Genomic DNA, 21,862 nt, shown 5'->3' on the forward strand with positions numbered 1-21,862 from the left:
CGCGGTCACAGTGCACCCACGGCGTGCTGCGAGTCGACGATCTCGGCGTAGGTGGGGCAATCGGCCATCAATTGGTCGTGGGTACCCACACCTACCGGCTTTCCGTCGTCGAGTACGAGTATCTGATCGGCGTCGATGATGGTCGAGACGCGTTGAGCGACAACGATCATGCAGGCATCTCGCGTCACTGCCTTCAGAGCCGCACGCAGATTGGCGTCGGTGGTGAGGTCCAGTGCGGAGAACGAGTCGTCGAACAGATAGATGCTGGGTTTGCGGACCAACGCGCGGGCGATGGCGAGACGTTGCCGCTGACCCCCGGATACCGTCGTACCGCCCTGCGCGACGGGTGTTTCCAGTCCCTCCGGCATGGCGCGAACGAAGTCGGCTCCCTGCGCGATCTCGAGTGCCTCCCACAATTCCTCGTCGGTGGCATCGGATTTGCCGTAGCGCAGGTTGCTCGCGATGGTGCCCGAGAACAGGTATGGCTTCTGCGGAATCAGGCCGATCTCGGAGCGCAGCAGGTCCAGATCGAGTTCGCGGATATCGACCCCGCCGACGCGTACCTCACCGCCGGTGACGTCGATGAGTCGCGGAATCAGGTTGACGAGGGTGGACTTTCCCGAGCCGGTACCGCCGATGATGGCGGTGACCTTGCCTGCTTCGGCCCGCAGGTTCACCCCACACAGCACTGGATATTCGGCTCCGGGGAACGAGAATTCGGCGTTGACGAGCTCGACCGTTCCCGGCGAGGACGCGAAAGTCTTCGGTTTGTCGGGCAACACGACCGAGGATTCGGTGGCGAGTACCTCGCTGATGCGATCGGCACACACCGACGCACGGGGCACCATCATCGCGATGAAAGACGCCATCATCACCGACATGAGGATCAGCATGATGTAGCTCAGAAGCGCTGTGAGAGAGCCGATCTGCATCGTGCCGTCGTCGATCGCATGACCGCCGAACCAGATGACGGCAACGCTGGTGACGTTGCTGATGAGCATGACCGTCGGGAACATCAGGGCCATGAGCCGTCCGACGCGCAGGGCGGTGTCGGTGAGCGCGCTGTTGGCCGCCCCGAAACGGTCGATCTCGAAATCCTCGCGAACGAACGCTCGCACCACGCGAATTCCGGTGATCTGCTCACGCAGAACACGATTGACGGCATCGATGCGCTTCTGCATCGAACGAAAGGCCGGCACCATCTTGACGATGATCAGGCCCATGGAGATCGCCAACCCCGGCACCGCGATCAACAGGATCCAGGACAGGCCGAGGTCCTCGCGCAGCGACATCACGATGCCACCGACGCACATGATCGGGGCCATCACCACGATGGTGAACCCCATGACGATCACCAACTGCACCTGCTGAACGTCGTTGGTGTTGCGGGTGATCAGCGACGGCGCACCGAACTGGCCCACCTCACGGGCCGAGAACGTGCCGACGCGATGCAGGATCGCACCGCGCAGGTCGCGTCCGACACCCATGGCCGTGCGCGCTCCGATGAACACCGCGGCTACCGAGCTGATGATCTGCACTGCCGAGACCAGCAGCATCACTCCACCGGCCGACAGGATGTAGCCCGTGTCTCCGGTGGTGACGCCCTTGTCGATGATGTCGGCATTGAGGCTGGGCAGGAACAGTGCCGCCAACGTGGCGACGAGTTGCAGCAGAACCAACGCGACGATCGGCAGCTTGTACGGAGCCAGATACGTGCGAAGCAGCGGAATCAGCATGATGGCCGAAGATTACTCGTACACATGAATGACAGTCTCTCCGTTTTTCGAGTGTTGCGGGTAATCTTCGGCCGACCAGCCCAGGGTGAGTACTACTTGTTCTTCTCAGGAGCCGTCTTCAACTTGGCCCCTTCGATGTCGACGTTGGGCAGGATCTTGTCCAGCCACTTCGGCAGCCACCAGGCCTTGTCGCCCATCAGCGCCATGACCGACGGGATCAGCACCATGCGCACGACGAACGCGTCGAAGAAGACGGCCGCGGCGAGCGCGAATCCGATGGACTTGATGAACGAGTCCGGTTCGGCGATGAAGGCCGCGAACACCGAGATCATGATGACTGCGGCCGAGGTGACCACGCGTGCGCCGTACTTGAAGCCGTTGACGACGGCATCCTTGGCGGCGGCTCCGTGGACGAACTCCTCGCGCATTCTCGACACGAGGAACACCTGGTAGTCCATCGCGAGGCCGAACACCACACCGATGAGGAAGATCGGCATGAAGCTGACGATCGGCTGCGGGTTGGAGATCAGGCCGAGCCCGCCCTCTTGGAAGATGAACACCGTGGCACCGAAGGTCGCGAGCACGCTGAGCAGGAATCCGAGCGTCGCGGTCAGCGGCACCAGGATGGAGCGGAACACCAGCATCAGCAGCACGAACGCCAGACCGACCACCACTGCCAGGTACGGAACGAGCGCGTCCTGCAGGCGTTCGGAGACGTCGAGCTCGAGCGCCGTCTGCCCGGTGACGCCGTAGGAGACACCGTCACTGGCCTGCACGCCCGGTTCGGCGTCGCGCAGATTCGCCACCAGATCCTTGGTCTGCTCACTATTCGGCGAGGACGACGGCGTGACGAGGATCTGCGCGGTGTCACCGGCCGGGTTGACGGCGACGATCTGGGCATTCGTGACATCGGACTGCTCGGTGATGGTCTCGACCACTTTGCCGAACGACGCCGTCCGATCGGCCTCGGCGACGCTGGAGGCGTCGGCGATGACCAACAGCGGACCGTTGCGTCCGGGGCCGAACCCTTCGTCGACGATGTCGTAGGCCTGACGCGCCGGCGTCGACGGATCGGACGTGGCGATGGACGGCAGGGCCAGCGACAGACCGGTGGCGGGGCCTGCGATGACGCCGAGCAGAACGATGCCGCCGATGAGTCCCACCGCGGGCCGCTTGACCAGGAACCTGGCCCACCGAAGTCCGTTGGTGGGCTTGGCGTCGGGAGATTCCGGGTCGGCAGTGTTGACGAACTTGATCTTGCCCGCGAAGGCCTTGCCCTTGTACAGACCGAGCATGGCGGGCAGGAACGTCAGCGCGATCAGTACCGCGATGAACACTGCGAACCCGGCGGCCAGACCCATCTGCGACAAGAACGGGATTCCGACGACGCGCAACGCAACGAGTGCGATCAGCACGGTGGCACCGGCGAACACGACGGCCGAGCCTGCGGTTCCCACCGACCGGCCGACGGCTTCCTCACGGTCGTCCGTCAGCGTCAACTCGTGTCGATAGCGAGCCAGAATGAACAGGGAGTAGTCGATCGCGACGGCAAGGCCGATCATGATGGCGAGCACCGGTGTGAACGTCGACAAGCTGGCGAAACCGGATGCCGTGGTGATCGCGAGACTCGAGATGCCGATACCGACGATGGCGGTGATGAGAGGCAGGCTGGCGGCCGCGGCGGATCCGAACATGATGAGCAGCACGACGGCGGCGACGGCCAGACCGACGAGTTCCGACGTACCGCCGGGCGGGGCGGTGTCCTGCGCGACGGTTCCGCCGAGCAAGACGGTCAATCCGGCGTCTCGCGCGGGCTGTGCTGCCTCGTCGAGTTCGGTGCGGATCTGGTCGGTGACGTCGCCGAGCTCGACGTTGATCGGCACGGTGACCGTTCCGACGTTGCCGTTGGGGCTCAACGGCGATGTGGCTGCGGCGTCGGCTGCTACCTCGTCGGCGGGGGTACCCGCTTCCGCTGCCGCCTCGGTGTATCGCTCGATCGTGGACTGGTTTGCAGCGACCGGGTTCGCCAGCGGCGGAGCACCTTCCGCGGGCTTTGCCGCATCCACCTTCTCGATCTCGGCGATGGTGGCATCGATGGCCGAGGTGTACTGCGGGGTGTCGAGCGTCTGCCCGTCCGGTGCCTGGAACACATACTCGGCATTGACGGCGGTCAGGGGATCCTCGGCGTTGCCGAAGCGCTGCTCCTGCAGGTCCAACGCAGCCTGCGCCGGTGTGCCCGGAATGTTGAACGAGTTGGCGGTGGGGCCGGACAGCGTCGCGGCACCCACTCCGGCGAGAACCAGAATCGCCAGCCACAGTCCGAGGACGATGCCCTTGCGTCGGTACGCGAATCTTCCGATTCGGTAGAGATAGGTGGCCACTGTCAAGCTCCTCGGTTGTGTTCGGACGAGTCGGGGTGGGGATGTGGTTCAGGGAGTCCAGCGCGGAGTTGGTCGAAGGCTTCTTCGATGAGGGCCTTGGGCGTCGACGCACCTGCTGGGTCGGTGATCCAGATGTTCAGCGCGGAGGTCACGGCACCACCGACGGCCATTTGCAGGAGGTTGGGGTACAGGTCGGTGTCGATGTCGGTGCCGGTTCGCTCGGCGATGGCCTCGCCGAGCTTGCGGGTCAGCGAGTGGTGCATTTCGAGTTTCCGGGCCATCAGTGCGGGGTTGGCTTCGATGAGCCGGGCCGCCGCGAAGGTGTCCTCCAGGTCCCGTCCGGGATCGGCGACCAAGTTGATTGCTATGTGCCGCAACGAGTCCCAGATCGGTTCGGTCGACGGCCTGGCACGCAGCAGCTCGAACCATTCGAGTGCGGAGACCTCGATGTGGTGCAGAACCGCTTCTTCCTTGTTGGAGAAGTAGTTGTGGAACGTGCGGGTGGACACTCCCGCCTCGTGCGCGATGCCGTCGGCGGTGACCGCGTCGAAACCGTGCTCCTTGCCCAGACGAACGGCGGCCAGGCCGAGCGCGTCGCGGGTGGCAGCCTTCTTGAGATCGCGAAGGCCCGTCGGAGAGGTCACGATTACCAAGATACGGAACTTGCACCCATCTGCAAGTTTGCAGTGACGTGCAATATTGTCGATCGCGTCACACAGGACTGCTCATGTGTCCCGGATCATCGTCGAGCCCAGGCGGTCGGTTCGCTGATCAGCACGTTCACGAGGTCCGGTAAATCGTCCTCGACGATGTCGGCCAGAGACACCGCCTCGAGCACCGCACGCAGATTGGCGCGCACCGCCAGCCACACCCGGGTCAGTGGCTCGGCCGGGCCTGCGTACTCCGCATCCTCGGGCCGCTGACCGCGCACCGACGCCAACGGGCCCTCGACGGCCCTCATCACATCGGCAACAGAAATGTCCGACGCCTCACGCGCGAGCCAGTAGCCGCCGTCGGGTCCCCGTCTACTGCACACGAGATCTGCGCGACGCAGATCCGAGAGCACCGATTCGAGAAACTTGTGCGGTATGCCCTGCGCCAAGGCCAGCGCCTCGGCCTTCGCGGGCCGCTGCCCACCGACCGCCGCGAGTTCGACAAGCGTGCGAACCGCATAGTCCGCCTTGGCCGTGATGTGCACGTTCAATTCCTACCATCGCAGTAGGGAAATAGCGAGTGTTCACCTGACCACCCCGACGTGTCATGAACCGTCCGGTATCGCCACGACCACCTCGTTACGACGCAACGGCGGCAAGGTCCAGGGAGGATCGTAGAACCAGGTCATCGGCTCACCCAGCATCTCGATGCCCTCGGCACGCAACGCATCGGTCAACGCCGCGATCTGCGGTTGGACGTCGCCTCGGCCGCGGCCACCGCTGAAACGCAGTACGGCGACCGTCTCCGCCGGAACCTCCGTCAACGTCACGCGGTCGTCGTCGGACTCGGGCAGCGTGTCCATCGTCCACTCGGACGGCATGAAGAACCGAACAACCCACCCGTCGCTGCCGGGTGTACTCGATACCGGCGCAGTCATGGCGATCTTCTGCGACCCTGCCGGTGATTGACTGACGGGAGCGGTCATCGCGACCCGTTTCTTGCCCCCGTTCCCACCGAAGATGTATCGAGCCAGGCGGCGGAAACCCTCCTGCCGTGCCTCTTCCTCATCGGCGTCGACGATGGTCTGCGCCGCGATGCGTGGTTCGTAACGACGGATCTCCACCGCATCGGTCAGTCGACGGCTCGTGTGCGGCGGTTCCTCGGTACCGACTCGGATACCGACGACACCCAACGCCGACTCGACCACCTGTCCGATCGTGAACGCGATTTTCTGCAACAAGTTCGACTCCGCTCTTTCGGCCGATGCCCCTTCCACGGTACGAGCCGTGGGGAAACCGGCCAGGAAGCGTTACACTCAACCTCTAATTGTCACGCGGGAGGTTCGATGAGCGAGTGGATCGGTTCGGCGTGGAATGCACTGCCCGAACCGCTGCGCGATCCCGTCGCGCTGGCCATTCCCGCGTTCGCACTGCTGTTGGCGATCGAGTGGATTGCGGCCGCGAAGCTCGAAGACGGTGAGCGGGGTAGCTATTCGGCTCGGGATGCGCGCTCGAGCCTGAGCATGGGACTGGTGTCCATCGCGACCACAACGGCCTGGAAGGCGTTGGCGCTGGTCGGCTACACGGCGATCTACGTCTACGTCGCGCCGTGGCATCTTCCGGCCGACGCCTGGTACACGTGGGTGATCCTGATCCTGGGCGTCGACCTGCTGTTCTACGGCTATCACCGCATCGCGCATCGAACCCGACTGATCTGGGCGACGCATCAGGCCCATCATTCGAGCGAATACTTCAACTTCGCGGCGGCGCTGCGACAGAAGTGGAACAACAGCGGCGAGGTCATCATGTGGCTACCGCTCCCCCTGCTCGGCATGCCGCCGTGGATGGTGTTCGTCGGCTTCTCGATCAACCTCGTCTACCAGTTCTGGGTGCACACCGAGCGCATCGACCGACTGCCGCGTCCGTTCGAGTTCGTCTTCAACACGCCCTCGCATCACCGCGTCCATCACGGCCGCGATCCGCAGTATCTGGACAAGAACTACGGCGGCATCCTCATCATCTGGGACCGCCTGTTCGGCACGTACGCCGAGGAGGTCGAGCGACCCAACTACGGACTCACCAAGCCTGTCGACACGTTCAACATCTGGACCCTCCAGACACACGAATACCGCAACATCGCGCGGGACGTTGCGGCATCGCGGTCGTGGAAGGAACGCGTCGGATATCTCGTCGGACCGCCGGGATGGTCGCCTGCGACCGCGAGAGAACGCGCTACTGCTGACTCAGATTGATCAGGAAGTCGACGGTTCCCGAGCCCTCGACAGTGACGAAGCCGAGCGACGGCGGTTCGATGCCGTAATCGGTCCACGTGGTGGGAATTGCGCCCGACGCGATGAGCGTGTCACCGGACTGCAGCACCTCCATCTCCACCGAGACCGGACGCGTCTGATCCTTGAGCGTCAAAGTGCCCTCGGCGGTGACGGTTTCGGTGGTGCCGTCCTTGGGCAGCGAGGACAGATCGATGGGCGAGTCGATGTTGAACGTCGCCGTCGGGTAGGTGGCGGTGTCGAAGATGTTGCCGCGGAACTGGCTGTCACGACGATCACTGTCGGTACTGATCGAGTTGGTCATGACGACCACCTGCCCCTCGGTGAGGGTGTCGTCGGCGATGACGACGTTGCCCGCGACCTCGGTCGTCGACCCGACGACGGTGACATCGGACCCGTTGAGCAGCTCGTCGACGGTGTAGCCCGCGGCGGTCGCGTTCGCAGCGTCACCTGGGGTGACGATCCACCGTCCATCGATGCTCTCGGTGCTGGCGGCTTGCGCGCCCGAGGTGGACACCGATGCTGCCGGGGCGTCGTCTTCTTGCAGCGATGCATAGATCTTGGGGCCGAAGTACAGCCCGAGCGCCACCACGGCGACGACAACTACTCCTACGATCCACCATTTCTTGGTCATGACTGCCGATGGTAGTTGCAGCTTCAAGCCGATGGGGAGTGAGCGACCTGGTAACTCCCTGAGAGTTTTGTCCGTTTACCCCGTGAACACGTGTCGGTACCGCCAGGCACAATGGACCGCATGGATCCGGTGGACGCACTTCGAGAGATCGGTTTCTGGCTCGAACGCTCTCGCGCGGACACCCATCGCGTCAAGGCCTACCGCCGGGCCGCAGATGTCGTCGAATCTCTCACGCCCGCACAACGATCCGAGCACGAGAAGGCAGACAGCTGGTCCTCGCTGACCGGTATCGGAGCCAAGACCTCGCTGATCATTCGCCAGGCTCTGACTCAGGACGTCCCGGACTATCTCCGCGAGCGACGAGACGCAGCAGAACCCATCGGCGACAACGAACTTCGCGCCGCGCTGAAGGGCGATCTGCACACCCATTCCAACTGGTCCGACGGCGGCAGCCCCATCGAGGAGATGATGCGCACCGCCGCGCGGCTCGGCCACGAATACTGCGCTCTCACCGATCATTCCCCGCGCCTCAAGGTCGCCAACGGCCTCACCGCCGAGCGCCTGCGCGCACAGCTCGACGTGATCGCCGAGCTCAACGAGCGGCTCGCACCGTTCCGCATCCTCACCGGAATCGAAGTCGACATTCTCGACGACGGATCCCTCGACCAGGACGAGGGTCTGCTCGCCGAGCTGGACGTGGTGGTGGCGAGCGTGCACTCCAACCTGCGAGCCGACTCCAAGACGATGACCAAGCGCATGGTCACCGCAATCGCCAACCCGCATGTCGACGTCCTCGGCCACTGCACCGGACGGCTCGTCGAAGGTGGCCGCGGCACCCGACCCGAATCGACGTTCGACGCCCCCGTGGTGTTCGAGGGCTGCCGCCAGTTCGGCACCGCGGTGGAGATCAATGCCAGACCCGAGCGCCAGGATCCCCCCGAGCGACTGATCGACATCGCCCTCGAGCGCGACTGCCTGTTCTCCATCGACACCGACGCCCACGCACCAGGCCAGCTCGACTGGCAGGGCTACGGCTGCATCCGCGCCGAAGCGCAGGGTGTGCCTGCCGAGCGCGTGATCAACACCTGGCCCCTCACCGAACTGCTCGAGTGGACGGCGCAGCGCGCGTGAATCGTCGTCATTTCCTATCCGGTCTGCTGACGGTCGCGTTGGTCGGCTGCAGTTCGGCCGACACCGACTCCTCACCGAGTACCGCCGAGACGTATTCGGCTGCGCTGCAACCGGTATCGGGTCCGGCCGGGGATCCCATCCGACTGAAGTACGGATACGAACCGGACAACATCGGCGACCTGTACCTCCCCGACAACAACGCCACCTCGCTCCCGGTGGTGGTGATGATTCACGGCGGCGGATGGCAGGAAGACCTCGACCTGTCCTACTTCCAGCAGATGTCGACGGCCATCGCCGACGAGGGCATCGCCGTGTGGAACGTCGAGTACCGACGTGGCCCGAACAACTGGGCCAACACCCTCTCCGACGTCGACGACGCCACCGAGGCCCTGGCAACCGTCGTACAGGGCGCAGCAGACGGGCGACTCGATCTCGATCGCGTCCACGTCGCCGGACATTCGGCCGGTGGCCAACTCGCCGCATGGGTTGCTGCTCGACACCTGATGCCGGTCGATGCGCCCGGAGCAGAACCGAAGATCAAGCCCCGCAGCGCCACAATCATGGCCGGCGTCTTCGACATGAAGCGGGCAGCCGACATCGGCGGCGACAAGTTCGTGCCTGCCTTCCTCGGCGGCATGCCGAACGAGGTGCCCGGACGCTACAAGATCGCCTCACCCATCGAATACCTCCCCCTCGACGTTCCACTGACCGCGCTGCACGGTGACGCCGATCAAACCGTCTCGGTGAACCAGAGCCGCGTCTACGTCGACGCCGCCACGAAGGCAGGCAGTACCGATCCCGAGCTCGTCGTGCTGCCCGGTGCCGGCCACGGAGCGTTCCTCGACCCGAAAGACCTCGCCTGGTCGACGGCGCTGAGCACCATCACCGGACGTGCGCAGACCCTGCTTTGACGTCGGCGGTTCTGCCGTAGGTGGTACACAGTTGCGATGAACGGAAAAATCGCGACCGGATTGCTCGGGCTGATCGTGGCCGTCTCGGTGGCCGGATGCGGCAACGAGGCGTCGACCGAGGAAGCGTCGAGCACTTCCGCCGCTGCTACGACCACGTCTGCTGTCGCCTCCACCACGGTCCCGACCAGCACCACGGTCGAATCACCTGCGCCCGCGCCCGCTCCTGCGCCTGTGTCCGAGGTACCGCCTGCTGCCGAGCCTGCAACTCCGACCGACGCGACCTCCGGCGTCACCGGTGAAGCGCTCTACCAGCAAACCTGCACCCAGTTTCTGCCGTCCATCGACGCGCTGGAGCAGACCGGAATCTCCGATCGCGCCAAGTCGGTCGAGGGTCTGCGCACCGAAATGACCACCGCGCCCAGCTGGAACGACGTCCCGCCCGGCGATCAGAACGAAATTCTGCGGGGACTCGACGCCGCGGGGGCGGGACAATGCTGAGCGTCTGAGTCGCGTGGGGTTCGGTTCTGCCCCGCTCCCCTTGGCCCGCTCACCCCGCCCAGGCCCACCCCCGTGATCCCGCAAACGCGCGCGCGTTCGCCAGGTGCCCCTCTTTGCCAAGCTTCTGGTGAGTCATTCGAGAAGCTATGGAGGGTTACTGCATGTTGAGTGCTGAGTTCACAGGGGAGCAGATTCGGGAGATGGTGTTCGAGTACTGCCGGTTGCCGTATGGCCAGCATGGGCCATGGATGGCGGCGCATCCGTCCGTCTCGAGAGGAATGATGACGCGGTGGCGGACGGCGGTGTTCGACGGCGACGTGGACCGCGGGCTGGTTCCGCGTCAGACTGAACCGATGAACTCGCAACCGAAGGGCCGGCAGGGAATGGTCGAACGGCGAGCCATCGAGACGGCGCGCCACGCCGAGGAACTCGCCCAACGTGACGCTCAGATCCGTGAGCTCAAGGAGACCAACGAGCTGCTGGGAAAAGCTATCGGGCTCTTGCACACACTGAACGTGCCCGAGCCCGACGACACCCCGACGAGAACCGATCCCACCGATTCCTGAGCGCCGAGAACACCCTCGTCGACGAACTGGCCCCACTGACCGGATCGGTGCGTCGAGCATTGACGTTGGTCGGGTTGTCCCGCTCGACGTGGCACTACCGCCGCAACCCCAGGGTCAAGACCGAACACCCTGTGCACCAACGAGATCGGAAGTATCCGAGCAGAATCGACACCACCGATCGCACCCGGGTCGAAGCGTTGATCGACACCGGGTGGCAAGCCGGGAACTCGGTCGATCACTCCTTCGCCACCGCCTGGGACAACGGGTCGATGATGGCATCCCGTCGCTCGTGGTGGCGTATCGCAGCAGCGGTCCTCGACCAACGCAACCGCCCGAAGACACCGACCAAGAAGAGCACCCGAACCCCGCGCCCGATGCCCGTGCACACCGCTACCGCACCCGGTCAGGTGTGGAGTTGGGACATCACCGATCTGCACTCCCCGTGGCGCGGTGCCTCGTTCAAGGCGTACTCGATCATCGACATCCACTCCCGCCTGATCGCAGGGTGGCGTGTGGAGGAACGAGAGAGCGACCACCTCGCCGCCGAGATGTTCGAGACAGCCATACAGCGTTACGGCGCACCATCATTCGTTCACGCCGACTCCGGTGCAGCGATGCGCTCGAACACCCTCAAGAACTGTTTGACCGCCCACGGAGTCCAGCTCACCCACAACCGGCCTTACGTCAGTAACGACAATCCGTTCTCCGAGTCCGAGTTCCGGACCATGAAATACCGGCCGAACTACCCGGGGATCTTCTCCGACATCGATGCCGCCCGCGGGCACCTCACCGACTACGTCCACTGGTACAACACCGACCACAAACATTCCGGCATCGCCCTGTTCTCACCAGCGGACGTCCACTCCGGGAACTGGCGAAACCTGTGGACCGACCGAGACCGAGCTCACCAGGCCTATTACGACCGACACCCCGAACGGTTCCGCCGCCGCCCCTGCACACCACAACCGCCCACAACAGTCGGAATCAACAACAACCGACTCCAGACAGCTTGACATTGAGCGGCGTCTGACGAATGCGCGCGCATTTGCGGCGAACCCGGCGACACCCGGCGCACAAAAAAGCTCCCCACCTGCGTGAACAGGTGGGGAGTTCTTGGCGGTGGCGGAGGGATTTGAACCCTCGGACGGGGATTACCCGTCACACGCTTTCGAGGCGTGCTCCTTAGGCCGCTCGGACACGCCACCGCAGAAGACTGTACCGGAATGACGGCCTGAGGCTAAATCGCCTGCTCAGCGCGCAAATCTAGTTACCGGTGAGCTTGTCCTTGATGTTCGAGGCTGCGTCCTTGACTTTCTCGACGCCGTCCTTGACTGCGGCCGAGGTCTGGTCGCCCTTGCCCTCTGCTTCGAGGTCCTTGTCTCCGGTGGCCGAACCTGCGGCTTCCTTGGCCTTGCCGCCGAGGTCTTCGGTCTTGTTCGAAACCTTGTCGCCGAGTCCCATGAGTGTCTCCTTCACAAGTTCGGAGCGCAGCGTTGCGCTCTGCCCTCTACCCTCCACAAAATCGGACATGCAGGCCACCATGTGACGAGATCGTTATCTCTGACGGGCGAAGAATCGGGTCAACACGTCGGCGCATTCGGCTTCCAATACACCGCCGCGGACCTGTGGCCGATGGGTGAGTCGGCGATCGCGCACGACGTCCCAGAGCGAGCCGACAGCTCCGGTCTTCGGCTCCCATGCTCCGAACACCACCGCTCCGACGCGGGCGAGGACCAGCGCCCCGGCGCACATCGTGCACGGTTCCAACGTGACGGCCAGGGTGCAGCCTTCGAGTCGCCAACCGTCACCGTGGATGGCCGCTGCTCGACGCAACGCGATCACTTCTGCATGTCCGGTGGGGTCGCCCGACGCCTCCCGCGCATTGCAGGCCCGGGCTATCTCACGTCCGGTGGCGTCGAACACGACGGCTCCGACGGGGACGTCGGCATCCGATGCCTCGGCCGCAGCCGACAGTGCGGCTCGGATCATGTCCGCGTCGGACATCGGCATCGGTTACCGCCGAAGCTTGTCCACCGCTGCGGCGAACTCGCTTTCGAAACCCAGTCGTTCGGCAATGGACTGCAGTTGCTCGTCCGGATAGTCGTCGGTCTCGGCGACGATGATGCCGAGCACGGCCTCGGGCAGTCCGAGGTCCGCCAGCAGGGCGAGGTCGCCCTCTTCGTAGGGCTCGATGTCGTCGAGTTCATCGGGGTCGACGTCGGGGATCTCGATGTTCAACGCATCGAGCACGTCCGCGGCAATTTCGTAGTCCACTGCGGCGACCGCGTCGGACAGCAGGAGTCGGGTGCCGTTCGGTGCGGGACGCAGGATGACGAAGAATTCCTCGTCCACGTCGAGCAGTCCGAACACAGCTCCCGAGCTGCGCAGTTCACGCAGTTCGGTCTCTGCCGCCGACAGACTGGTCAATGCGTCGTCGGACAGCGGCGTGACAGTCCACTTGCCTTCCTCTCGGACAACTGCAACGCCGAATCCCTCGAGGTCGTCGTACTCCGGTGCGGATGCGCGGTTGTTGTTCGCGCGCTGTGCGGCCATGCGCGCAACGGTAGTCCGGTAGGGGCCGGTATTCGAAGTCCACCTCCCCTCGACGTCACCCACCTGTGCCAATCTGATCGGGTGACTTCTGCCTCGGTGTGCGTTCTGGGTCTCGGACTGATCGGCGGGTCGATCCTGCGCGCGGCACAGGGCACCGGTCGACAGGTGTGGGGATGGAACCGATCGGCCGACGCGATCGCCGGTGCTATCGCCGATGGCTACGACGTCGGCACAGACCTGAAAGCCGCTCTGAGCAGGGCCGCAGCGCAGGATGCATTGATCGTCATCGCGGTTCCGATGCCTGCCGTCGACTCGGTTCTGGCGGCAATTGCCGAACATGCGCCCGCTGCTCCGATCACCGACGTGGTGAGCGTCAAGGCCGAGGTTGCCGCGGCCGTGGCGGCTCGCGGACTGCAGGCGCGCTACGTCGGTGGGCATCCGATGGCCGGCACCAACCAGTCGGGGTGGTCGGCCACCGATCCGACTCTCTTCACCGACGCGGTGTGGGTGGTGGCCACGGGCCCGGGAGTCGACGCCGACGTGTGGGTGCGGGTGGCCCGGCTCGCCCTGGACTGCGGTTCGGTGGTGGTGCCGGCCGAGAGCGTCGAGCACGACCGCGCCGTCGCCAGAATCTCGCACCTACCGCACCTGCTGGCCGAGGCGCTGGCAATCGTCGGGGCGGCAGGAGGGCCGTTGGCGTTGGGCCTGGCTGCAGGCTCGTTCCGCGACGGGACGCGGGTGGCGTCGTCGTCGCCGAATCTCGTCCGCGCGATGACCGAGGGCAACGCGGCCGCTCTACGCACCGCGCTCGACGAGGCACTGCATGCGCTCACCGAAGCGCGCCAAGAACTGGACGAGAACTCGACGAAAACACTGGTCGACGCCGGAAACGCAGCGCGGCTGCAGTACGAGCAGCACCAGCGTTTCGAGATCACCGACATCACCCCGGGCGAGCCGGGGTGGCGAGAAAAACTGCAGGACGCGGGTCGGCGCGGTGGCGTCGTGCGTCAGATCCGTTCGGCCAGTCCCGGGTAATCGAGGACGAATCCGTCGGCGTCGACCGTGACGGACGAGGTGGAGACCGGCGAGATGACGTGGATGCCCTCGGAACCGCTGCTGTAGGTCAGCGTGGCCTCTTGAATGCTGAGGTCGAGCACGTTCACGTAGACCGTGGGCACCTCGAGGTCCTGGACCTGAGTGTGCAGACCGAATCGACGGATCGGCAGAGTGTTGAAGAAGGGGCTGAGCACCATGTCGACGTCGAGTGCGCCACTGTAGGTCGAGCGCTGATGGCTGGTGCTGTTCTCCACCATCCAGTAGCCCTCGTCGTCGCGGCTGACGGACGCCTGCCGGTCACCGGACGCGAGCGAGGTGCGCACCGACAGTCGCTTGGTGACGCCGTATTCGTCGGTCACCAGGTCGTAGGACGCGCTGAAGGCGGGGTGATCGCTGCACGCAGCGCCGATGATGCGTCCGGCAGCCTTGATGCGATTGCCGGAGAGCTGTACTCGCACGGACTCCATGCGGGGAACATCGTGGGCTCGCCACGTCAGGATCGAGGGCCAGGTTTTCGCGTCGGTGGAATCGGACGCGGGGACGGAGGCATGCTCGGCACCCGATGCTTGAGTGATCACCCACCTACGGTAGGCGACGAGGCCCCCAGAAGATCAAGCGGACGTGCCTTTTCTCGCAGTTCATTAAGGTTGTGCCCGTGACGACAGAGAACACCGGCGGCGGTCAGTTCGATTTCGCGCATTCCGAACAGGCCGCGAAGAGTCGACAGGACAAGGCGACAGCCCTCGCGCGTTACGTGTGGGACCGCGGCATCACCGGTGCCGAACTACTCGACCTCACCGACGCCGTCCGCCGAAAGCTGGCACGCGCCGCCGATCTGCATCCGCCCAGCACGATGGAAACGTGGACCATCGTGGCCGAGCTGCTCGACCGCAAATCCGCATGGGCGGCCGAGCACCCCGGTCACGACGGTGCGACGCCCCAGCATGCGGACGAGAAGATCATGTGGGTCAAGCCGCCGATCACCCCCTGGACCTAGACGAGCGAGTCCTCCCACGCCTCGTGCAGGTGCGCGAAGCTCCCCTCCCCCGCGATCAGGTCCTCGGGAGTTCCGTCCTCGACGATGTTTCCGTCGGCCATGACGAGCACTCGATCAGCGATGGCCACCGTCGACAGGCGGTGCGCGATGATCAGCGCCGTTCGTCCCTGCAGGATCGTCTCGAGCGCGCGCTGCACCAGCCGCTCGCTCGGAATGTCCAGACTCGACGTTGCCTCGTCCAGCACGATCACCGACGGCGCGGCGAGGAACACTCGTGCAAAGGCCACCAATTGCCTTTGGCCCGAGGACAATCGACCTCCACGCTTGCGTACGTCGGTGTCGATTCCCTCCGGTAGCGTCGCGATGAACTCCGTCAGTCCGACGGCGTCGGCCGCTGCCCTTACCTCCGCATCGGTCGCGGTGGGGCGTCCGAGTCGGATGTTGTCTGCCACCGAACCGGAGAACAGGAACGACTCCTGTGTCACCATCACGACGTTGCGACGCAGGTCCTCGTCGCTGATCTCCCGCATGTCGATGCCGTCGAGTCGGACGGCTCCGGCCGTCGGATCGTAGAAGCGCGCCAACAGCTTTGCCAGTGTCGACTTGCCTGCTCCGGTGGCTCCGACCATCGCGACCACTTGTCCGGCGGGTACGTGCAGCGAGAATTCCGGCAGCACGACGCGTTCGGGGCCGTAGGCGAAGTGCACGTCGTCGAACGTGATGTCGCCCCTTGCCGTTCCGATCTGCACCGGGTTCTGCGGTGCTTTCACCGACGGCTCTTCCTCGAGCACACCGGAGATCTTCTCCAGCGCAGCGGCGGCGGACTGGTAGGCGTTGAAGACCATCGCCAACTCGTCGAGCGGTCCGTAGAACCGGCGCAGATACAGCACGTAGGCGGCGAGCACACCGATGTCCATGTGGCCGTTGATCACTCGCCAGCTACCGAACACCAGAATGATGGCGAGCGTGACGTTGCCGATCCAGCGCACGATGCCGGTGTAGCTCGCCATGCCGCGCAGCGCTGCGGTGGTGGCGTCCCGGTACTCCGAATCCTCGGTACTCAGAATCGCATCGTTGCGGCCCTCGCGCCGGAACACCTGCACCGCGCGGATTCCGCCCATCGATTCGACGAAGTGCACCACGACGCGCGCGATCGCCACCCGTGTTCGACGGTATCCCTGGCGTTGTCGCCGCTGCGACCACCGGGTGACGAGCACCAGCGGAACGAAGCCGGCCAGCACGATCATCGCCATCGGAACGTCGAGATACACCAGAATGATCGCGATCGACACCATCGACAGGATGGCCGTCAACGCATCGTTGAGCGCGCTCTCGAGAAGTGTCTGCAGTGACTCGACATCGCTGGTCAGTCGCGAGATCAACCGTCCCGATGTGTACTTCTCGTGGAACGACAGACTCAGCTTCTGGGCATGGTCGAACACCCGGCCGCGCAGGTCGTACAGGATGTTCTGGCTCAACCGACCGGAGACGGTGAGAAACGCGTACGTGGTGACCATGCCGAGCAGACCGAAGCCGGTGTACCCGCCGACCGCCCACATCAGCGGACCCCAATCACCCTGTCCTGCAGCACCGACGCCGTTGTCCAGCGCATAGGCGATGAACAGCGGACCGGCGACGTAGGTGATGTTGTCGACCAGAATGATCAGGAACGACAGCAGGGCCTGCTTCTTGTACGGGCGCACCAACGAGACGAGCAACCGGCGAGAACGCCCGGCCAACACCAGGTTCCCGGTTGCGTCGACCTCCGATTCCTCACCGCCGACGCCGCGCCAATCCGCAGCTGCAGTTTGCTCAGCCATGAACCGACCCCATCACCTCGCGGTACCGCGGCGACGACGCCAGCAGTCCCTCGTGTGTTCCCTGCTCCACAATTCTTCCGTTCTCGAGATAGAGCACGCGGTCGGCCAATGCAGCGGTCGACGGCCGGTGTGCCACCAGCACCGTCGTCGAATGCGCCAACACGCGTCGCAGTTCCTTCTGCACTTTTGCTTCGGTGTCCACGTCGAGCGCGGACAGCGGGTCGTCGAGCACCAGCACCCGCGGCTTGCCGAGCACCGCCCGCGCCAGTGCGAGCCGCTGCCGCTGCCCACCGGACAGACTCATGCCCTGCTCACCGATGCGAGTGGCCAGACCCCACGGCAACTGCTCGACGAAATCCGTTGCGTGCGCGATCTCCAACGCCTCGGCCACCTCGGCATCGGACGCGTCGGGTGAACCGAGCGCGATGTTCTCGCGCGCACTGGCCGAGAACAACACCGGATCCTCGAACGCCACCGTGACGATCGAGCGAAGATCGGCCAACCGCATCGAGGCCACGTCGATACCGTCGATCGTGATGGTGCCCTCGGTGGCGTCGAACAGTCGGGGCACGAGGTTCGTCAGCGCAGTCTTTCCGCTACCGGTGTTGCCGACCAGCGCGACGGTCTCCCCCGGCTCGACGACGAAGCTGACGTCGGTCAGAAGCGGCGAGGACGCGTCGGGAAAGGTGAATCCGACGCGATTGAATTGCACTCGGCCACGGATCTTTTCGGGCAACTCGACGGGATTGTCCGGATCGGTCACGGTTTCGGGAGTGTCCATGATCTCCCAGTACCGATCCGCTGCTGTGCGCGCGTTGTTCAGCTCGGCCAGCAGGTACCCGAACGATTCGATAGGCCACAGCAGAAAGGTGACGATCGCAATGGCTGCGACGAGCGTGCCGACCGTCATGGTGCCCTGCACGATCGAGTACGTACCCACCGCCAGGATCGCGCCGATGGTGATGGGCTGCAATCCGACGATCACCGCCCAGATGATCGCCAGGTAGCGCACCTTCTTCAGTTCGGTTCCGCGTAACGTGCGCGCCTGTCGAAGAAACTGCTTGCCCAAGTAAGCACTTCGACCGAAGGCCTTGAGGACGCGAATACCCTGGATGGACTCCTCGACCGTCGTCGTGACATCGCCGGCCTGATCCTGAGCGTCACGGGCCACGACGCGATACAGCGTCTCGAACTTGGTGCAGGCGATCACCAGCGGTACCGACGTTGCCAGCATGATCAGCCCCAACTGCCAGGACTGGACCAGCAATACGCCGATGCCCACGACCAGCGTGACGGCGTTGATGATGATGAACGGACCGATGAACGCCATGAAGCGCCGCAGCGAACCGAGGTCCGCAATGGCACGCGAGAGCAGCTGACCCGATTCCCAGCTTTCGTGAGCCGAGACCGACAGCCGCTGAAGCTTGTCGAATACCGTTGCCCGCGCTGATATCTCGAATTGGCTCGACGGCCGCGAGACCAGATAGCGACGAACCCAGATACCGAGTGCATCGATGGTGCCGAGCAACAGGACGAAAGCGGCGGGCCACCAGACTGCCGAGAAATTGCGGTCGGTGATGGGGCCGTCGATGACACGCTGCATCACCAGCGGAATCACCAGACCGGTCAGAGTCGCGATGAGCGAGACCACGATCGAGGCGATGTAGAACCACTTGTACGGCAGCAGAAACGGCGCGAAACGGCGCAGTGAACTGGTCGTCCGCACTGGGTTCGGGTATGGCTGATCGACCGTTCCGGTTTCGGGATCGAGCACACCCGTAGACACAGTTCTTCTCCTTATTGCTGTGCTCGAATGATTTCATTGCACAGGCTCAGTTTCCAACCGATTTTTGGGCCAGCGCATTCCAGTGTGAAACCTCGAGCAAGGTCGAGGTCAAGTTCAAGAGCCCTCGAGTAACGTAGGGCCGTCGGGCGAGAGAAGGGCACACGTGAGCGCACGGTCGATGGTCGGGTTGTTCGCGGGGATCGGCGGGCTCGAGCTGGGGTTGGCCGAGGCGGGCTGGTCGACGCAGTTGCTGTGCGAGATCGATCCCGGAGCCGGGGCCGTCCTTCGAGCGCGTATGCCCGAGACACCGCTGCACACGGACGTCACCACTCTCCGCAGCCTGCCCGGCGACACCGAACTGGTGGCAGCGGGCTTTCCTTGTCAGGACCTGTCCCAGGCTGGACGCACCGCGGGCATCACCGGTGCCCGCTCCGGCCTGGTGGACGAGGTGTTTCGGCTCGTCACGCGGCGGCGGGGCCCGCGCTGGCTGCTGATGGAGAACGTGCCATTCATGCTGCAGCTCAGCCGCGGGGCTGCCATGCGACACATCACCGACGCGCTCGAGGACCTCGGCTACATGTGGGCCTACCGCGTCGTCGATGCCAGAGCGTTCGGATTGCCGCAGCGTCGCCAGCGGGTGGTGATGCTGGCCTCACGCACCGACGATCCGCGCGAGGTGCTGTTCTCCCAGGATGCAGGCCCGTTGCCCGACGGCGATCCGAGCACCCAACCGTGCGGCTTCTACTGGACCGAGGGAATCCGCGGTCTGGGCTGGGCGGTCAATGCGGTCCCGACGCTCAAGGGTGGATCGTCCCTGGGCATCGCCAGTCCCCCGGCGGTTCGCCTGCCGTCCGGGGAGATCGTCACGCCCGGCATCATCGGTGCCGAACGTCTGCAGGGATTCGATCCCGACTGGACGCTGCCCGCCGTCCAGCAACCCGGCGTGCGCAGCGGACATCGCTGGAAGCTCGTCGGCAATGCTGTCAGTGTGCGGATGGCGTCATGGGCCGCGCGTGCACTCGACGATCCGAAGCCGTACGACGCGTCGAACGATCTAGCTCTACTTCCCGGCCAGGCCTGGCCGACCGCCGCCTGGGGACGCGATCGAACGTCGTTCAAGGTCGCCGTGTCGACCATGCCGGTGCACGAACCCTACGAGGACCTCATCGACTTTCTGGACGACTCGAAGTTGCTGTCGGCGCGGGCCACCGCGGGATTTCTCAAGCGCGCACGCACCGGCAACCTTCGCTTCGCCGACGGTTTCCTCGACGACCTCGACGCCCACCTCGAGCGCATGGGCGGGTACGCCGAGCAGGTTCCGGTGTGAGCGCAGACCGCCCCGTCACCGACGCGAAAACCAGTGCGCGCCTGAGCAAGCAGAAGCGACGCGACACCAAGCCTGAGGTGGCGCTGCGGCGAGCACTCCACCGGCGAGGCCTGCGATATTTCGTCGATCGCGCTCCGTTGAAGGGCATGAGGCGTCGAGCAGACCTGGTGTTCCCCAGGCGCAAGGTCGCGGTCTACGTCGACGGCTGCTTCTGGCACAGCTGCCCGATTCACGCGACCGCGCCCCGAAACAACGCGCAGTGGTGGGCCGACAAACTGGCCGCCAACGTGGCCCGTGATCGCGACACGGACAGACGATTGATCGACGAGGGCTGGCGCGTGGTGCGAATCTGGGAACACGAGGATCCCACCGTCGCCGCCGACCGAGTTGAAGACGAATTATCAGGAGACTGAAACCATCTCGAGCCCCCGCGCGTCCAACCCCATGATCGGTCGAATCGAGTTCGGGGGAAAACGGTGCGTAGAAATTTGTTGCTCGCGGCGGTGGCGCTGGCGATGTCCGTATCGACGAGCGGATGCGCGGTGGTGTTGCTCGGCAACGCTTTTCCCGCAGGCAGTTCGTCGCCGCAGAGCCGGTACGGGTTCGAGATGTCGGAGGCAGACCGATATCTGGCCGATTCGGCAGAATTCGTGCGCAGTCTCGATCCTTGCGGCTTTCTCACCCAGCACGATCTCGCCGCCCTCGGCACAGTGGTGCAGCTGCGGCCCGACGGCGAATTGAGCACGTGCTCGGCCAGCCTGAATCCCGCGGGGTCGAGCGCCACCGACTCCATCTCTGTCGATCTGAACGGATATCGGCCGAGTTCCGACGACAAGGGCACCGAGCAGATCACGATCGGTGGCGAACAGGTGTATCGCGAGAACGCGTCGCACGGGTCGTGCCGCATCAGCTTCCCGCTCCGCGACGAGTTCGACGGTGCCACCGCGGGGGCCATGGACGGCTACCTCACCGAGTCCGGTCGTAGTTTCGCCGCCATCGAGGTGTTCCGCAGTGTGGGGGACGCGTGCCCCGCAGCGATATCCGTCACCGAGACAGCGCTCGCGCTGCTGGACGACCCACCACTGCGTGCCGATTCCAAGTACAACCTTCCGCTTGCCATGAAAGACCCGTGCGCGGTCCTGGAACACTTGCCCGCAACCTGGACGGTAGACCGCTGGAACCCTGCGTCCGATCCGTACCGTTGCCATTTCACGGCGTCCTCGGCAACATTCGAGGACAACTTGGCGATGCTCGACGTCTCGCTCGGCTACGTCGACGGCGACCTGCGTTCGACGGACCGCGAGCCCATCCAGCAAGGCGGCTACACCGTCGAAACACGCGGTTCCGATTCGGCGTGCTTCGCCGACATCGTGCTGGGCAACCCCGTGCTCGGCATGCCCGAGGAGGACAACACTGCCGCGCGCTATGCCCGCACAGTTCCCACCCTGACCGTCCTGGCCGACCACTGCGACTCCGCGGTCGCCCTGGCGGTGGCAACCGCCGATGTACTGACTGGCTAGCCTTG

The 21,862-nt window shown here is 64.6% G+C and carries 23 protein-coding genes and 1 tRNA gene; 11 read left to right on the forward strand and 13 right to left on the reverse strand.

All coding sequences use genetic code 11. The features are described from left to right. Positions 1–5 precede the first annotated feature (5 nt). From QM615_RS12060 to QM615_RS12080, 5 genes are all read right to left on the reverse strand, one after another. On the reverse strand, positions 6–1,736 hold the full coding sequence (locus tag QM615_RS12060; protein WP_269595540.1) for an ABC transporter ATP-binding protein: 1,731 nt from the start codon (positions 1,734–1,736) through the stop codon (positions 6–8). 92 nt (positions 1,737–1,828) lie between these two features. Next, the gene (locus tag QM615_RS12065) at positions 1,829–4,117 is read right to left on the reverse strand and encodes an MMPL family transporter (RefSeq protein ID WP_269595539.1); all 2,289 of its coding nucleotides are present in this window, start codon (positions 4,115–4,117) and stop codon (positions 1,829–1,831) included. A 2-nt stretch (positions 4,118–4,119) separates the two neighbouring features. Further along, positions 4,120–4,770 carry an acyl-CoA-like ligand-binding transcription factor gene (locus QM615_RS12070; RefSeq protein ID WP_411741350.1) on the reverse strand — a complete coding sequence of 217 codons (651 nt, stop codon included), beginning with the start codon at positions 4,768–4,770 and terminating at the stop codon, positions 4,120–4,122. Between the two features lie 86 nt (positions 4,771–4,856). After that, the gene (locus tag QM615_RS12075; RefSeq protein ID WP_269595537.1) at positions 4,857–5,315 is read right to left on the reverse strand and encodes an RrF2 family transcriptional regulator; all 459 of its coding nucleotides are present in this window, start codon (positions 5,313–5,315) and stop codon (positions 4,857–4,859) included. Positions 5,316–5,375: 60 nt separating this feature from the next. Continuing rightward, the gene (locus QM615_RS12080) at positions 5,376–6,011 is read right to left on the reverse strand and encodes an SOUL family heme-binding protein (protein ID WP_256978798.1); all 636 of its coding nucleotides are present in this window, start codon (positions 6,009–6,011) and stop codon (positions 5,376–5,378) included. 105 nt (positions 6,012–6,116) lie between these two features. Between QM615_RS12080 and QM615_RS12085 the strand changes: the two genes are divergently transcribed. Then, positions 6,117–7,022, forward strand: a complete 906-nt coding sequence (locus QM615_RS12085) for a sterol desaturase family protein (RefSeq protein ID WP_094611980.1) — start codon at positions 6,117–6,119, stop codon at positions 7,020–7,022. Here QM615_RS12085 and QM615_RS12090 read toward each other — a convergent pair. Beyond that, positions 7,003–7,692 carry a YceI family protein gene (locus tag QM615_RS12090; protein ID WP_094611979.1) on the reverse strand — a complete coding sequence of 230 codons (690 nt, stop codon included), beginning with the start codon at positions 7,690–7,692 and terminating at the stop codon, positions 7,003–7,005. The genes QM615_RS12085 and QM615_RS12090 overlap by 20 nt on opposite strands. A gap of 120 nt (positions 7,693–7,812) precedes the next feature. Between QM615_RS12090 and QM615_RS12095 the strand changes: the two genes are divergently transcribed. The 5 genes from QM615_RS12095 to QM615_RS12115 all read left to right on the forward strand — a co-directional run bounded on the left by QM615_RS12095 (position 7,813) and on the right by QM615_RS12115 (position 11,811). Continuing rightward, entirely contained in the window at positions 7,813–8,823 is a 1,011-nt protein-coding gene (locus tag QM615_RS12095) for a PHP domain-containing protein (protein ID WP_269595536.1), read from the forward strand. Continuing rightward, positions 8,820–9,734 carry an alpha/beta hydrolase family protein gene (locus QM615_RS12100; RefSeq protein WP_269595535.1) on the forward strand — a complete coding sequence of 305 codons (915 nt, stop codon included), beginning with the start codon at positions 8,820–8,822 and terminating at the stop codon, positions 9,732–9,734. The genes QM615_RS12095 and QM615_RS12100 overlap by 4 nt, the downstream gene beginning before the upstream one ends. 36 nt (positions 9,735–9,770) lie before the next feature. Continuing rightward, positions 9,771–10,232, forward strand: a complete 462-nt coding sequence (locus QM615_RS12105; RefSeq protein ID WP_269595534.1) for a hypothetical protein — start codon at positions 9,771–9,773, stop codon at positions 10,230–10,232. Between the two features lie 161 nt (positions 10,233–10,393). Next, positions 10,394–10,798: a hypothetical protein gene (locus tag QM615_RS12110; protein ID WP_283347359.1), complete on the forward strand. Its 405-nt coding sequence runs from the start codon at positions 10,394–10,396 to the stop codon at positions 10,796–10,798. Positions 10,799–10,845: 47 nt separating this feature from the next. Then, positions 10,846–11,811 (forward strand): DDE-type integrase/transposase/recombinase, encoded by a 966-nt coding sequence (locus QM615_RS12115; protein ID WP_283347360.1) that lies wholly within the window; start codon positions 10,846–10,848, stop codon positions 11,809–11,811. 101 nt (positions 11,812–11,912) lie between these two features. Here QM615_RS12115 and QM615_RS12120 read toward each other — a convergent pair. The 4 genes from QM615_RS12120 to QM615_RS12135 all read right to left on the reverse strand — a co-directional run bounded on the left by QM615_RS12120 (position 11,913) and on the right by QM615_RS12135 (position 13,351). Continuing rightward, positions 11,913–12,003, reverse strand: a tRNA-Ser gene (locus QM615_RS12120). A 58-nt stretch (positions 12,004–12,061) separates the two neighbouring features. Continuing rightward, positions 12,062–12,259 (reverse strand): CsbD family protein, encoded by a 198-nt coding sequence (locus QM615_RS12125; protein ID WP_269596581.1) that lies wholly within the window; start codon positions 12,257–12,259, stop codon positions 12,062–12,064. Between the two features lie 93 nt (positions 12,260–12,352). Next, entirely contained in the window at positions 12,353–12,802 is a 450-nt protein-coding gene (locus QM615_RS12130; protein WP_411741382.1) for a nucleoside deaminase, read from the reverse strand. A gap of 9 nt (positions 12,803–12,811) precedes the next feature. Beyond that, positions 12,812–13,351, reverse strand: a complete 540-nt coding sequence (locus QM615_RS12135; RefSeq protein WP_068054716.1) for a tRNA adenosine deaminase-associated protein — start codon at positions 13,349–13,351, stop codon at positions 12,812–12,814. A gap of 63 nt (positions 13,352–13,414) precedes the next feature. Here QM615_RS12135 and QM615_RS12140 point away from each other — a divergent pair, with 63 nt between their 5' ends. Continuing rightward, a complete protein-coding gene (locus QM615_RS12140) occupies positions 13,415–14,386 on the forward strand; it encodes a prephenate dehydrogenase (RefSeq protein WP_411741383.1) in 972 nt (323 codons plus the stop codon). On the opposite strand, the gene QM615_RS12145 is transcribed toward QM615_RS12140, so the two are convergent. Then, positions 14,359–14,874, reverse strand: coding sequence for a putative glycolipid-binding domain-containing protein (locus QM615_RS12145; protein WP_068054710.1), 516 nt, complete (start codon positions 14,872–14,874; stop codon positions 14,359–14,361). The two genes, QM615_RS12140 and QM615_RS12145, sit on opposite strands and share 28 nt — an antisense overlap. A 188-nt stretch (positions 14,875–15,062) precedes the next feature. On the opposite strand from QM615_RS12145, the gene QM615_RS12150 reads away from it, so the two are divergent. Beyond that, positions 15,063–15,404, forward strand: coding sequence for a hypothetical protein (locus tag QM615_RS12150; RefSeq protein WP_149407214.1), 342 nt, complete (start codon positions 15,063–15,065; stop codon positions 15,402–15,404). Here QM615_RS12150 and QM615_RS12155 read toward each other — a convergent pair. Both QM615_RS12155 and QM615_RS12160 read right to left on the reverse strand, forming a co-directional pair. After that, positions 15,401–17,224, reverse strand: coding sequence for an ABC transporter ATP-binding protein (locus tag QM615_RS12155; protein WP_269596578.1), 1,824 nt, complete (start codon positions 17,222–17,224; stop codon positions 15,401–15,403). The genes QM615_RS12150 and QM615_RS12155 overlap by 4 nt on opposite strands. Then, positions 17,217–19,010 (reverse strand): ABC transporter ATP-binding protein, encoded by a 1,794-nt coding sequence (locus QM615_RS12160; RefSeq protein ID WP_283347361.1) that lies wholly within the window; start codon positions 19,008–19,010, stop codon positions 17,217–17,219. Before QM615_RS12160 ends, QM615_RS12155 begins: the two co-directional genes overlap by 8 nt. A 178-nt stretch (positions 19,011–19,188) precedes the next feature. On the opposite strand from QM615_RS12160, the gene QM615_RS12165 reads away from it, so the two are divergent. From QM615_RS12165 to QM615_RS12175, 3 genes are all read left to right on the forward strand, one after another. After that, positions 19,189–20,337, forward strand: a complete 1,149-nt coding sequence (locus QM615_RS12165; RefSeq protein WP_269596583.1) for a DNA cytosine methyltransferase — start codon at positions 19,189–19,191, stop codon at positions 20,335–20,337. Then, complete coding sequence (locus QM615_RS12170) at positions 20,334–20,750, forward strand: very short patch repair endonuclease (protein ID WP_269596576.1); 417 nt, start codon at positions 20,334–20,336, stop codon at positions 20,748–20,750. The genes QM615_RS12165 and QM615_RS12170 overlap by 4 nt, the downstream gene beginning before the upstream one ends. A 63-nt stretch (positions 20,751–20,813) precedes the next feature. Continuing rightward, positions 20,814–21,857 (forward strand): hypothetical protein, encoded by a 1,044-nt coding sequence (locus QM615_RS12175; RefSeq protein ID WP_269596575.1) that lies wholly within the window; start codon positions 20,814–20,816, stop codon positions 21,855–21,857. Positions 21,858–21,862: the final 5 nt, after the last annotated feature.

This window comes from Rhodococcus sp. IEGM 1341 (assembly GCF_030056895.1).
Taxonomy (GTDB): domain Bacteria; phylum Actinomycetota; class Actinomycetes; order Mycobacteriales; family Mycobacteriaceae; genus Rhodococcoides.

Coding starts and splice junctions, on each gene's coding strand:
- QM615_RS12060 (WP_269595540.1), bottom strand. CDS start 1,736: ATGCTGATTCCGCTGCTTCGCACGTATCTGGCTCCGTACAAGCTGCCG.
- QM615_RS12085 (WP_094611980.1), top strand. CDS start 6,117: ATGAGCGAGTGGATCGGTTCGGCGTGGAATGCACTGCCCGAACCGCTG.
- QM615_RS12090 (WP_094611979.1), bottom strand. CDS start 7,692: ATGACCAAGAAATGGTGGATCGTAGGAGTAGTTGTCGTCGCCGTGGTG.
- QM615_RS12095 (WP_269595536.1), top strand. CDS start 7,813: ATGGATCCGGTGGACGCACTTCGAGAGATCGGTTTCTGGCTCGAACGC.
- QM615_RS12105 (WP_269595534.1), top strand. CDS start 9,771: ATGAACGGAAAAATCGCGACCGGATTGCTCGGGCTGATCGTGGCCGTC.
- QM615_RS12110 (WP_283347359.1), top strand. CDS start 10,394: ATGTTGAGTGCTGAGTTCACAGGGGAGCAGATTCGGGAGATGGTGTTC.
- QM615_RS12125 (WP_269596581.1), bottom strand. CDS start 12,259: ATGGGACTCGGCGACAAGGTTTCGAACAAGACCGAAGACCTCGGCGGC.
- QM615_RS12130 (WP_411741382.1), bottom strand. CDS start 12,802: ATGTCCGACGCGGACATGATCCGAGCCGCACTGTCGGCTGCGGCCGAG.
- QM615_RS12135 (WP_068054716.1), bottom strand. CDS start 13,351: ATGGCCGCACAGCGCGCGAACAACAACCGCGCATCCGCACCGGAGTAC.
- QM615_RS12145 (WP_068054710.1), bottom strand. CDS start 14,874: ATGGAGTCCGTGCGAGTACAGCTCTCCGGCAATCGCATCAAGGCTGCC.
- QM615_RS12155 (WP_269596578.1), bottom strand. CDS start 17,224: ATGGCTGAGCAAACTGCAGCTGCGGATTGGCGCGGCGTCGGCGGTGAG.
- QM615_RS12165 (WP_269596583.1), top strand. CDS start 19,189: ATGGTCGGGTTGTTCGCGGGGATCGGCGGGCTCGAGCTGGGGTTGGCC.